The sequence below is a fragment of the Marinobacter sp. ATCH36 genome (genome assembly GCF_023555055.1).
In the GTDB taxonomy this organism is placed as follows: Bacteria; Pseudomonadota; Gammaproteobacteria; order Pseudomonadales; family Oleiphilaceae; genus Marinobacter.
Map to the genome: position 1 here is coordinate 65,120 of NZ_JAMJPL010000009.1, position 12,673 is coordinate 77,792.

At 57.9% G+C, this 12,673-nt stretch carries 9 protein-coding genes; 5 read left to right on the forward strand and 4 right to left on the reverse strand.

Annotated features, from left to right (window positions below):
- Positions 1 to 124: 124 nt before the first annotated feature.
- From M8010_RS19230 to M8010_RS19245, 4 genes are all read right to left on the reverse strand, one after another.
- Positions 125 to 2,176, reverse strand: a complete 2,052-nt coding sequence (locus M8010_RS19230) for a TRAP transporter large permease subunit (RefSeq protein ID WP_250094319.1) — start codon at positions 2,174 to 2,176, stop codon at positions 125 to 127.
- 16 nt (positions 2,177 to 2,192) lie between these two features.
- Positions 2,193 to 3,203: a putative solute-binding protein gene (locus M8010_RS19235; protein WP_250094320.1), complete on the reverse strand. Its 1,011-nt coding sequence runs from the start codon at positions 3,201 to 3,203 to the stop codon at positions 2,193 to 2,195.
- A gap of 55 nt (positions 3,204 to 3,258) precedes the next feature.
- On the reverse strand, positions 3,259 to 4,314 hold the full coding sequence (locus tag M8010_RS19240) for a hypothetical protein (RefSeq protein ID WP_250094321.1): 1,056 nt from the start codon (positions 4,312 to 4,314) through the stop codon (positions 3,259 to 3,261).
- 270 nt (positions 4,315 to 4,584) lie between these two features.
- Positions 4,585 to 5,208, reverse strand: a complete 624-nt coding sequence (locus M8010_RS19245; RefSeq protein WP_250094322.1) for a TetR/AcrR family transcriptional regulator — start codon at positions 5,206 to 5,208, stop codon at positions 4,585 to 4,587.
- 161 nt (positions 5,209 to 5,369) lie between these two features.
- Between M8010_RS19245 and M8010_RS19250 the strand changes: the two genes are divergently transcribed.
- The 5 genes from M8010_RS19250 to M8010_RS19270 all read left to right on the forward strand — a co-directional run bounded on the left by M8010_RS19250 (position 5,370) and on the right by M8010_RS19270 (position 12,458).
- Positions 5,370 to 7,178, forward strand: coding sequence for an acyclic terpene utilization AtuA family protein (locus M8010_RS19250; protein ID WP_250094323.1), 1,809 nt, complete (start codon positions 5,370 to 5,372; stop codon positions 7,176 to 7,178).
- A 156-nt stretch (positions 7,179 to 7,334) separates the two neighbouring features.
- Complete coding sequence (locus tag M8010_RS19255) at positions 7,335 to 8,201, forward strand: SDR family oxidoreductase (RefSeq protein WP_250094324.1); 867 nt, start codon at positions 7,335 to 7,337, stop codon at positions 8,199 to 8,201.
- Positions 8,202 to 8,211: 10 nt separating this feature from the next.
- On the forward strand, positions 8,212 to 9,828 hold the full coding sequence (locus M8010_RS19260; RefSeq protein WP_250094325.1) for an acyl-CoA carboxylase subunit beta: 1,617 nt from the start codon (positions 8,212 to 8,214) through the stop codon (positions 9,826 to 9,828).
- Positions 9,829 to 10,306: 478 nt separating this feature from the next.
- Positions 10,307 to 11,467: an acyl-CoA dehydrogenase family protein gene (locus tag M8010_RS19265; RefSeq protein ID WP_250094326.1), complete on the forward strand. Its 1,161-nt coding sequence runs from the start codon at positions 10,307 to 10,309 to the stop codon at positions 11,465 to 11,467.
- Between the two features lie 175 nt (positions 11,468 to 11,642).
- Entirely contained in the window at positions 11,643 to 12,458 is an 816-nt protein-coding gene (locus tag M8010_RS19270; RefSeq protein WP_250094327.1) for an enoyl-CoA hydratase/isomerase family protein, read from the forward strand.
- Positions 12,459 to 12,673 lie beyond the last annotated feature (215 nt).

A 12,673-nucleotide genomic window follows, 5' to 3' on the forward strand; every position in this document is an offset into this window, starting at 1 on the left:
CTAGGGCGACATCGTGGACACGCAAAAAACAACGCCTGTTGTTTTCCTCCATGGTATCCAATTAACAGTGGCAAAACCGAATACGTTGCAAACATTTCATCAGATGCAAAAAACTGCCATCAGATTACAGTGCATAGAACAGCAGTGGCACGAAAGCAGCTGTCAGCAGGGTTGGCCCCATAACCACCAGCGGCAGCAACAATCGTTCATACCGGTGCCAGAAGGAACCAGTGCGCTCTGCGGCCAGCACTTCTGTTTCGCCCACCACCTGCCGTGTCAGCAGATGGTTCAGTGCTACCGGCGGACTCAGGTAACCCAGTTCAAAGGCCACCAGGCACACAATCCAGAAATGCAGCGGATCGATACCCAGTTGTATCGCAGGTTGCGCGATGGTTGCAGACACCAGGATCACGGCGCCGAACGGATCCATCACCATACCAATCACGGTGAGCATCACCACGATCACCAGCATGGCAACCCAGGGGCTGGTCAGGTTCTCCGGGAACAGCGTGTGCACAATGTCGGACCGTTCGAGGATACCGCCAAGGCAGATGGAAAAGCCGATCAGTGCCAGCAATGCACCAATATGCAAGGCGGAATCGCTGGCGGCGGCTGTACTGCGCATCCAGAACGCACGGCCCCGGGATTGCCCATGCTTATCCTGGTCTCTCCCTGAGTCCAGGTACACCAACGCCAACATTACCAGCGGCAGAATCATCGGTGCGCTGTACTCATTGAACCCGAGCCCCAGAATCAGCCAGATGGCCAGGATAACCAGTGCAGCAACAGCTGTGTATGGTGCCAGTGGACGCAACTCGGTCAGGGATTTTCTGAATGCTCCCGGCGCCGGGCGGGGTTTCCAGTTGCCCTGGGTTTTGCAGACCACCACAGAAAACAGCGTCGCCGACATGATGAACACCCAGAAACCCCAGCCATACATCTCGGAGGTAGTCACTTCCTTGTTCAGTGCCGCCACCACAACAATCAACAGGCAGGGATTCAGAACGACGCCCAGACTGCCAGACATCGCGGTAGTGGCCAACGACAGCTGTCGCCCCGCCCCGCTCTTGCGCATTTCGTCATAGACAACGCCACCAACGGCCAGGATAAAAATACCTGAAGCGCCGGTGAAGGCCGTGGGAAATGCCGTGGCAAAGATCATTACCGAAGCCAGCATCGGAGCGGGCAGGTGATACGGTTTGATCACATTCAGCAGCAGCTCTGGAATTCTGGTCTGCTTCAGCGCCATACCCACCAGCACGTAGAGACCGATGTTGATGAACATGGACGACAGGTTGGTCATCATGCCGAAGTATATGGCCAGGCCGGAAGAGTAACCGTCAATAAAGAAGAAGTAGCCCATCGCAATCAGGCCCATGGCGCAATACAGGGGCAGAACAAGCCCTGATGAAGCCGCCAGCGTCCCCGGCCTCATTCGCGCCGGCACCGACAGAAACCGGGCCGCATTGATGACCATGAAAAGTCCGAACACCGCTGCCCAGGCGTACTGCAACACCATGGCGTCTTCCGAGCCAGGGGATGTCGACAACCGGTCCACATAGGAAAACAGCGAATACACCATCAGCCCGTTCACCACGAACTGCATGCCCTGGCTGAGCCGCCATTCGGCACGATTGCGGGGTAGTCTCAGGGCGATATGGTCGGCATCCAATGCCGAAATTGCCGCTGCCATGGCAAACATGGCAATGAATAGGTATTTGGTCAGTTCAATATTGTCCAGCAGGAAATCCGCAAACCCCTGCTCAACGGCCTTGAACACACCCAGAGCCTCGGTGGCGTGCTCCTGATTCTGCTGATACAGGAAGTGCTTCTCCTGGCACAGCGCCAGGTTCTTTTCCAGGGATTTCCGGATTGCATCCGGCTCCGGTGGCGAGCTGAACAGGTCATCCGGGTCCGGCTCATAAGCCTCGACCCGTTTCTCTACCTCCGCATCAACATCCATGACCAGCCGGCACGTTGGTTCCGTGGCATCCGGGTCAAGCAGGTAGTAGTTGGGCCAGGTCTGCTCTCCTACCCACAGCATGCGCGAGTGGAGTGAGTTTCCCATTCCCAGAAGAAGCGTAAAGATAAGGAGCAGCAGGAGAATAACCCCGTGCAACCGGTGCACGGGGTACAGGGTTTCCGGGGCCGCCGCTGATAATGCTCGCCAGTTCATGGAGGATCAGCCTCTGTTATTCGCGATCAGACGCCGTGCACTCGGAAGCTCCGGGATTGCTGGAGCAACGGACCTTGCTTAACAGACTCATCATCTTGGGGTGATAGACCTTGTTGGCGCCGTCGGTACCGTCCCTCAGCTGCAGTCGATTATCGCGAAACATCTCCTGATAGCCTTCGATGTCTTGCTCTGGAATACGGACCCATTTTTCCTCGGGAATAGCCGACTCCTGACGCTCAATCAGATCCATGGCCTGGCCGAACATGCCCCAGGCAACTTCGCGAGATTTCTGCGCAGTTTCGTCGTCCAGCACGTCATCACGGGCGATAACCTGGATGGTCAGCTGCGCCAGCGGGTAGTCGACAATGCCGCCATCGTCACCAATGCCCTTGTAGAGCTCCAGTGCCTCGTAGGCGAAGGCAGGCGCATAGGCGGTGTCGACGGAGCCGTTATTAAACTTGCCCGCAAAATTGGTGATATCGGAGGGCACCACTGTCGCCTTCACATGGTTCACCATGTGGATGGCGTCTTTCTGGTAATCAAGCGTCGCCATGCGTTTACCGGCGAGCTCACCGGCAGTATCGATTCCGCGATCGTTGACAAACAGGTAGCCGGCACCAACCGGGACAATCCCCAGCACCTCGTAGTTGCCCTCTTTCATCAATGACGCTGCCTTGGGTTGTGCCAGAGTTGCCAGGGTGGTTTTCAGGTCGTCATAGGTTGGCAGGGCACCAACCGCACTGATGCTGCCGGCAAACCGGTTGAACGGTCTGGTACGTAGATCTGTTGCGGCAACGGCATCACATTGTCCGGAGTTAAAATCGCCAACGGCAACGCCCTCGTCAGTGTAGGGGCGTAATTCGAAATCCACACCATGGGCCTTCATTTCCAGCGCGTAGTCTTTGACCATGTTGTACATATCACCATTGGCGCCAATTACATCAAAGACACACATTTTGACAGGCTCGGCGGCCGCAAAGGGGGAAGCGACAACCAGTGACAATGCAGCAAGGGATTTACGGTTCATAAATGACCTCCGGGTTTCTTGTGTTTGTTGGTTTTTTCAGGCTGTCGGACGCCTGTCAGAGCAGGTCGTCCAGGTCCATGGTTTCAGGCTCTTCGCCTGAACGTTCAGCGCTCATGCGGCCAAAATATGTTTGGGGAGTGCGATGACCATAACTGGCCGTCCAGTGCTTGTCGGATGAGAACTGGATAACGTTGCGCGCTACCTCGTCTACCAGTTGGAATTCATCCCAGACTACGATTGTGTTTTCGGCCTCTGCGAACCGCGCGATCACATCTTCAAGCACGTCAGGACGGCCAAATGTCTCGGCAGCAACAGCCTCAACAGCCATGGAGGCACGCATTCCAACGGCAACACCCAGGCGGGAGCTGTCTTCAAGTACACGCCAGGGGTCCGGTGAAAGGCTTGGGCGGGTATCTGGCAGCAACAGCCAGACCAGGCTGCGGATAGCGTTTGGCAGCCCGCCCCACTTCTCGTTATCAACACATTCGGCTGCACGCTCCGCCCGTGGCGCAATGTTGCGGGGAACACCGGCCATGGCGCCAGAGTTGGCGTCATTTACGATGGCCTGCATCCCCGTCAGCAGGCCGAGCAGGAAAGTGAGCTCCTCCTGTTCGTCGAACAGAAACGGGCACTCAAACTCTTCCGCTGCAGGATCGAAATCGTAAGCGGCCATGGCGCGCTGATAGGCGATATACCGGCGCTTGGCAGTTTCAGCGTTCAGTCGCTTGGCTTTTTCGCGGGCATCCTTCGCGGCTGGCACTTCACCGGCAAAATCCGCACGCAGGTAGTCGAGCTCAGCTTCCCAGGCTTTGTACTCCGAACAGTTTGCCGCCAGCAGCATCAACAAAGAGCCGGTGCTGTCAGGCGCATCCGACACTCGTGAGAAGGAATACAGCAGGGGGTCCACGCCCTCACCCAACGCGCAGGCCATTTTCGGATCTGACATCTGCATGACGTAGGGGGTTGCTTCGCCCTCCGAGTAGCTGGAGAGAACCATTCCGGTGGTCGAGTAGATAGGATTGGCGGAACAGCCTGCAAGAAACATCAAGACCAACAGGGCAAGCCCGCTGGCACGAAGGCACCCAGAGGATTTCACCAGTGAGAAGTTCATAGTTCGTCCTGTCTTACATTGTTTTTATTAGTCGGAGACCATCGGGGCCTATTAACCCGCAACCGTATCTCCGCTCGTATTTTGACGGGGCAAGAATGCTGCGAATCTTGTCTGACAAAAATGGCTGGAATGCCGATTCGGTTATGCCGATCAGGCCAATGGCCCCAAGAGACGGGAAGATGATGGATTTATTTTGATTTAAAACAGGGACTTCAGAACTTCATTACAATCACTACATTCACACCAGCACACGAAATTTCCAGGCAGGACTTAACGTTCAGGCGTTGTAAGCCCCATCATGGCGACCACCTGCTGAGTCAGATCATCCAGTGTGAGACCACCACCCGACCGATACCAGGTTACTGTCCAGCTCAGTGCGCCAGTCAGCATACGGCGCACCACGAAAGGATCCGCTACCAACACGCCTTCTCTGCGCAAAGCCTGCAGGACATCGAGCCACAGCTGCTCATAGATATCCCGGAGTTCAAGCACGTAGGCCTGAGATTCCTCCGACAGGCTGCGCCACTCGAACACCAACACCGCCATGGCCTCTCCGGTCTGGCCATTGATGGACTCCAGCTCGGCACGGATAAGCGCCTGCAGCTTGTCACGACTGGATGGCGCTGAATCCACTGCTGCCTGCATCAGGGCTGTATTGAGGCGAATGGTTTCCACCATCACAGCCTTGAGGATCTCTTCCTTGGTGCGGAAGTGATGAAAAAGACTGCCAGACTGGATGCCCACGGCTGCTGCCAGATCCCTCACCGTAGTGCGCTCATAGCCCTTGTCCCGGAACAGTCTGGCGGCTTCGCGAAGCAGTCGGCCGCGGGCACCGGAAGGATCGGAAACCAGGTTGTTTGCAACCAGCGAGCGCAGGATAGAGTCTTGATTCACAGTGATTTCCAGCCAGGGAACAGAAGAGCACTGATTCTATCCTGATTTTGCCTGTTTACAAACCAAGCGCTTGCTTGGTATTGTCATTTCCAACGCTGACAGGTTCCGCAAACAGCCACGCCATGAAGGGCGTTGCGGTTTCTTTATAACAAGGTGAATGCATGCCAGATTCCGATCGTTCCAGGCCAGAAACCATCCGCATCGGTTGTTCCGCCGCCTTCTGGGGCGACACCGAGACCGCCGCTGCCCAACTGGTTCATAAAGGCAACATAGACTACCTGGTGGCGGACTACCTGGCGGAGATCACCATGTCCATCATGGCTGGCCAGAAGATGAAAGACCCGAGCCAGGGCTATGCCCGGGACTTCGTGCAAACGGTGATGGGGCCACTGCTCGGCGAGATAAAGGAAAAAGGCATTCGGGTACTCGCCAACGCCGGCGGCGTCAATCCGGTGGCCTGCCGCGATGCCTTGCAGGCACTGTGCGAGAAAGCCGGCGTGGATATGAAGATTGCCCTGGTTCTGGGCGATGACCTGTTGCCTAAAAAGAAACAGCTTGCCGACTCCGGCATCACCGAAATGACCACCGGCAAACCGATGCCACCTATGATGGTGAGCCTGAACGCATATCTGGGCGCCCCGGGCCTGGTCGCCGCGCTGGAACAGGGGGCGGACATTGTCATCACCGGGCGGGTCGCCGACAGTGCTCTGGTGCTGGCGCCGCTGATCCATGAATTCGGGTGGAGCTGGAACGACCACGACAAACTGGCCCAAGGCAGTCTGGCAGGCCACCTGCTTGAATGTGGGGCGCAATCCACCGGCGGCAATTTTACTGACTGGGAAGAGGTAGCCGACGGTTTTGCCGATATGGGCTTCCCAATCGCGGAAGTCTCGCAAACCGGCGATTTCGTCATGACCAAGCCGGACGGCACCGGGGGTAAAGTGTCTCGGGGCACTGTGGCTGAACAGCTGGTCTACGAGATTGGCGACCCTAGGGCGTACCTGCTGCCGGATGTAACCTGTGACTTTACGGGCGTCGTCCTTGAAGAGGTGGCCGCCGATCAAGTACGTGTCAGCGGCGCCAGAGGCCTGCCACCCACCGACAGCTACAAGGTGTCCGGCACCTGGCCAGACGGCTTCAAGTGCACGGTGACCTTCCTGCTTGCAGGCATCGATGCCAAAGCCAAGGCCCGGAAAGTAGCCGAGGCCATTCTGGCGAAAACGTCGCGGATGTTGAGCGAGCGTGGTCTGCCGGACTATTCAGAAACCAGCATTGAGCTGTTGGGCACCGAAGCCACATACGGTGAGCATGGCCGGAGGAAGGATTGCCGTGAGGTGGTGGTGAAGATCAGTACGGCCCACCCGAAGAAAGAGGCGCTGGTGCTGTTTTCCCGCGAAATCGCCCAGGCGGCGACGGGGATGGCGCCGGGAATCACCGGTATTGTGGGTGGGCGCCCAACGGTGTGGCCTAAAATCCGGCTTTATTCCTGCCTGGTGCCGAAAACGGAAGTGTCGGTTTCGGTGGATCTTGATGGCGGCAAGCAGGCCGTGGACGTGGCAACGGACGGCGGGTTTGAGCCGGGTCAGCTTGCTGAGCAATCTTTCAGCAGCGCCGAACCGGCCACGGATTCCACGGTACCGTTGATCAGGCTGGCCTGGGCACGCAGTGGTGACAAGGGGGATCACACCAATATCGGGGTGATTGCCCGCAAGCCGGAGTTTGTGCCCTTCATTGAGGCGGCGCTGACGGAACTGGCGGTGGCGGAGTGGATGAACCACACGCTGGATCCGAAAAATGGCCGGGTTACCCGTTGGGCTCTGCCTGGGTTTCATGCTTTTAATTTCCTGTTGGAACACAGTCTTGGTGGGGGTGGTGTTGCCAGCCTTAGGATTGACCCACAAGGCAAGGCTTTCGCCCAGCAATTGCTTGAGTTTCCTGTGCCTATCAGGACCGAGGTGCTGAACGCTTGATACTTCCAACTTTGGTGCATGCACTCCGCCGGGGAGGCTGTCCCGGGACACGCTGTGAATACGTCCATGTACGCTCGACAAAAACATCCATGTTTTTGACGGTCCCGGAACAGCCTCCCCGGCGGAGTGCCCGGAACTTTTTTGAGGAATTCTGAGATGAGTTATCGATCGGTTTTTCATCCTGATCTTTTTAAAGATCACGTTTTTATTGTGACCGGGGGTGGGTCCGGGATTGGGCGTTGTACGGCTCACGAGCTGGCTGCGCTTGGGGCCCGTGTGGCGCTTGTCGGTCGGAAGGCAGAGAAGGTTGAAGCCGTTAAAGCTGAAATTATTGAAGACGGGGGAGTTGCCTCAGCTCATGTTTGTGACATTCGTGAGGAAGAGTCCGTTAAGGCTACCGTTAAGGCCATCATCGAAGAACATGGTGGGCTGAATGGTGTGGTCAATAACGCCGGGGGGCAGTTTCCTTCGCCACTGGCGAACATTAACCAGAAAGGCTGGGAGACGGTGGTTCGTACCAATCTGACTGGAGGTTTTCTGATAGCGCGGGAGGCTTATACCCGGGCGCTATCGAAAACCGGCGGAGCCATTGTCAACATCGTTGCGGACATGTGGGGTGGCATGCCCGGCATGGGGCATTCGGGCGCGGCCCGGGCGGGGATGGTGAATTTTACCCAGACGGCGGCAGTGGAATGGGGTTGTTCCGGCGTTCGGGTGAATGCGGTGGCGCCGGGTTGGATTGCATCCAGTGGCATGGATAACTACCCCGAGCATATGAAGCAGTGGATTCGCAGTCTGGGGGATAACGTGCCCATCAAGCGTATGGGGACGGAGTCCGAGGTCAGTGCGGCGATCTGTTTTCTGTTGAGTCCGGGGGCGGCGTTTATCAGTGGCGATTGTCTGCGGATTGACGGGGCCGCTTCCCAGGGTGGCCGGGTCTGGCCATTCCCGAAAGCGAAGAATAATGCGCCGTTTAACGGTTTCCACCGGGCGGTAACACCTAAAGTGTTGAGCGACGACTGAGGAGAATTCGATGCAGGTTCTGGAGTCCACCGTTAATCCCCAGTCGGACGACTTTCGCGCCAATGCGGAGGTGATGGAAGCTCATATCATCACCTTCCGGGATGTGGAGCAGAAGGTGCTGAATCTGGCCGAGGCGGCGCGGGAGAAGTTCACCAAGCGCGGCAAGCTGCTGCCCCGGGACCGCATCAACCGGTTGCTGGACCGGGGCACGCCGTTTCTGGAACTCTGCTCCCTGGCCGGTTATAAGATGCATGACGACAAGGACGGCAGCCTGTCCGGTGGCGGCATCATTGCCGGTATTGGTACGGTCAGCGGTATTCGCTGTCTGGTGGTGGCCAGTAACAGTGCCATCAAGGGCGGCACTATTACGCCGGCGGGGCTGGACAAGACCCTGCGGCTACAGCAGATCGCGATGGAAAACAAGCTGCCGGTGGTGTCGCTGTCCGAAAGCGGCGGCGCCAACCTGAACTACGCGACGGATATCTTTGTACTCGGCGCCCGTGGTTTCGCCAACCAGGCCCGCATGTCCGCCGCAGGTATCCCCCAGGTCACCGTGGTCCATGGTAACGCAACCGCCGGTGGCGCCTATCAGCCAGGGCTGTCGGATTATGTGATCGTGGTACGGGAGCAGGCCAAGATGTTCCTGGCCGGCCCTCCCCTGCTGAAAGCCGCTACCGGCGAAGTTGCCACCGATGAGGAACTTGGCGGCGCCCAGATGCACGCGGAAGTCGCCGGGACAGCGGAATACCTGGCCGAGGACGACGCCGACGGTATCCGCTACGCCCGCAATGTGCTGGAGGCCCTGCCCTGGAACGAACAGTTGCCCCCGGCGCGGGAACCGGAATGGGAAGAGCCGCTATACGACGCCGAGGATTTACTTGGCGTTATTCCCAGTGATGCAAAGAAACCGTACGACGTTCGGGAAATTCTCGCCCGTATTGCCGACGGTTCGAAATTCATGGATTTCAAGAACGGCTACGACGACCAGACGGTGTGCGGCACCATCCGCATCGAGGGCCACTCGGTGGGCATCATTGGCAACAACGGCCCGATAACCCCGGCCGGTGCCACCAAAGCCGCCCAGTTTATCCAGCTCTGCGACCAGGCCGGCACGCCCTTGCTGTTCCTGCATAACACCACCGGTTTCATGGTGGGCACCCACTCGGAGCAGAACGGCATCATCAAGCACGGGTCGAAAATGATCCAGGCGGTGGCCAATTGCAGGGTACCAAAGGTCGCAATTGTGGTCGGCGGTTCCTATGGTGCAGGTAACTATGCAATGTGCGGACGTGGCCTGGACCCACGCTTTATATTCGCCTGGCCCAACAGCCGCACAGCGGTCATGGGCCCGGCGCAGGCAGGCAAGGTGATGCGCATCGTGGCCGAGGACAAGCAGCGCCGTGGCGGCATGGAGCCGGACCCGAAAACCCTGGATTTCCTGGAGCAGGCCACTGCCAAGAAACTGGAAGACGGCTCCACCGCCCTGTTCGGCACGGCCCGGCTGTGGGACGACGGTCTGATTGATCCGCGCGATACGCGGCGGGTTCTGGCTCTGGTGCTTTCGGTTTGTCGCGAGGCTGAGGTTCGGCAGTTGCGGCCTAATTCTTTTGGGGTGGCCCGCCTCTAGGCGGTCTTGGTGATGATTTATGGACCCGGGGCGGAGGGCTTCCCAAAAAACGCCCGTGAATACTTCCCTGTAGGGCTCGGTCGCGCCATCCCTGGCGCTCCACGTTTTTGGGAAGCCCTCCGCCCCGGGTCCGGTCGACCACCAGTTACCGCTTTTGGCGAGTACGCTTTTCAAGAAGATTAAGGACAAAGAAATGTAGGTCGGTTCCGCCTCAGGCGTTATCTGACAACCAGAGCCGGAGGGATATCAAAGCCACAAAAACTCCCGGCAGGAAGCAACATACTTACAGTTAAAAAGCGGCTGTGTGGGCGGGCCTTCAGAAACCGTGCGGAGCCAGGGATGGCGGAGCCCGAGCGTCACATGGATGTGCCGAAGGAGCGTGTTTCTGAAGGCCCGCCCACACAGCCGCCGTCCAAGCTAGAGAACGTGCACCTCAACAAACAGGCACGGACTTTCATTAAGTCAGGAGAACAAGAAAGTGAAATTCACACCCGAACACGAAGCCCTGAGAAAAACCGTCCGCGATTTTGTGGAGAAGGAAATCAATCCCCATTGCGACGAATGGGAAGCAGCCGGCGAATTCCCCATTCACGATATCTTCAAGAAACTCGGTAACCTGGGCATCCTGGGCATCCAGAAACCGGAAGAATACGGCGGCATGGGGCTGGATTACAGCTACAACCTGGTGGCGGCGGAGGAACTGGGCACTGCGCACTGCGGCGGTGTTCCCCTGGCCGTGGGTGTGCAGACTGACATGTGTACACCGGCCATATCGCGCTTCGGTTCCGATGAGCTCAAACGCTCCTTCCTCGCGCCCGCCATCGCCGGCGATATGGTTGGCTGTATCGGCGTGAGTGAGGTGGCCGCTGGCTCTGATGTGGCGGGGATGAAAACTACCGCAAAGCAGGATGGCGACGACTACGTCATCAACGGCTCCAAGATGTGGATCACCAACAGCCCCAAGGCCGATTTTATCTGCCTGCTGGCCAACACTTCGGACGACAAGCCCCACAAGAACAAGTCGCTGATTGTGGTTCCCATGAACACCCCGGGCATTTCCTTTAGCCCGCACCTGAACAAGTTGGGCATGCGGTCCTCCGAGACGGCTGAGATTTATTTTGACGATGTGCGGGTGCCCCAGCGTTACCGCATCGGTGCCGAGGGCACGGGCTTCATGATGCAGATGCTGCAGTTCCAGGAGGAGCGTCTGTGGGGTGCCGCGAATGTGATCAAGGCCCTGGAGCACTGCATCAACAAGACCATCGAGTACTGCCGTGAGCGTAAAACTTTTGGCCAGCCACTGATCAACAACCAGGTGATTCATTTCCGCCTGGCGGAATTACAAACCGAGGTAGAAGCCCTGCGTGCCCTGACCTATCAGGCCTGTGAGCTGCATGTGGAAGGCAAGGATGTGACCAGGCTTGCGTCCATGGCCAAGCTGAAAGCCGGGCGCCTTGGGCGTGAGGTGACGGATAGCTGCCTGCAGTATTGGGGTGGCATGGGTTACATGTGGGAGAACCCGGTTTCCCGTGCGTTCCGGGATGTGCGGTTGGTGTCCATCGGCGGCGGGGCTGATGAAATCATGTTGGGGATTATCTGCAAGATGATGGGGACACTTCCAGGCAAACAACGGGACTAACCCCTGGGGAATCAATTTGGGAGGAAGGACCGGCGCATGGCCGGGAGGGCTGTTCTGGGACACGCTGTGAATACGTCCATGTACGCTCGACAAAAACATCCATGTTTTTGACGGTCCCGGAAAGGCCTACCTACCCACGCGCCAGCCCCCAGACAACGGTATTGGAGTCATTCTTATGGAAAATATGCCTCACTGCGAAACGCTTGTTTTGGAAAAACAGGGGCCTGCGTTACACGTGACCATTAACCGGCCGGACGTTCGGAACGCTATGAGCCTGAAGATGGTGGCTGAGCTTTCGACGGTGTTCAGTCAGGTGGAAGATGATGCCAGCATCCGTGCCGTTGTTATTCGTGGGGCCGGTGGGCATTTCTGTGCCGGCGGGGACATCAAGGACATGGCCGGTGCCCGGGGTCAGAAGCCCGCCGAGGCTGAGGAAGACCCGTTTTACCGGTTGAACCGGGCGTTCGGGCAGATGATTCAGCAGGTGAACGAGTCGTCAAAGGTAGTAATTGCAGTGACTGAAGGCGCGGTAATGGGCGGTGGCTTTGGTCTGGCCTGTGTGTCGGATATGGCCATCGCAGGGCCGACGGCAAAGTTCGGGATGCCGGAGACAACGCTGGGTGTGATTCCTGCCCAGATTGCACCGTTTGTGGTGGAGCGGATCGGGCTGACGCAGGCGCGGCGGTTGGCGTTGCTGGGTTTGCGGGTGGATGCAGATGAGGCCTGCAGGCTGGGGATTGTTCATCAGGTGGCGGAGTCTGAGGTGGAAATCGACGAGCTGCTGGGCCAGGCGGTTGATCGGGTTCGGCGGTGCGCGCCGAATGCCACTGCGGAAACCAAGGCGTTGCTCCATCGCGTTGGCCATGAGTCCATGAGCGGCCTGCTGGACAGCGCGGCCGAGAAGTTTGCGCTGGCGATTCGCAGTGACGAGGGCTCCGAGGGGACCCTCGCGTTTATGCAGAAGCGTTCGCCTTCCTGGGCTTCTGAGTGATGGTTTTCGGGTGATGGTGGAGGGGCGGGGTTGATCCGGCTTTCCGGGACACGCTGTGAATACGTCCCTGTACGCTCGACAAAAACATCCATGTTTTTGACGGTCCCGGAAAGCCGGATCAACCCCGCCCCCGAACCCCGTGCAAAACGCACATAAAAAATAGGCATGCAATTACAAAAGCTGGAAGGAGCGTTGGGGGGGGGGTGGCTCTAGGT

Coding starts and splice junctions, on each gene's coding strand:
- M8010_RS19240 (WP_250094321.1), bottom strand. CDS start 4,314: ATGAACTTCTCACTGGTGAAATCCTCTGGGTGCCTTCGTGCCAGCGGG.
- M8010_RS19260 (WP_250094325.1), top strand. CDS start 8,212: ATGCAGGTTCTGGAGTCCACCGTTAATCCCCAGTCGGACGACTTTCGC.
- M8010_RS19250 (WP_250094323.1), top strand. CDS start 5,370: ATGCCAGATTCCGATCGTTCCAGGCCAGAAACCATCCGCATCGGTTGT.
- M8010_RS19235 (WP_250094320.1), bottom strand. CDS start 3,203: ATGAACCGTAAATCCCTTGCTGCATTGTCACTGGTTGTCGCTTCCCCC.
- M8010_RS19255 (WP_250094324.1), top strand. CDS start 7,335: ATGAGTTATCGATCGGTTTTTCATCCTGATCTTTTTAAAGATCACGTT.
- M8010_RS19270 (WP_250094327.1), top strand. CDS start 11,643: ATGGAAAATATGCCTCACTGCGAAACGCTTGTTTTGGAAAAACAGGGG.
- M8010_RS19230 (WP_250094319.1), bottom strand. CDS start 2,176: ATGAACTGGCGAGCATTATCAGCGGCGGCCCCGGAAACCCTGTACCCC.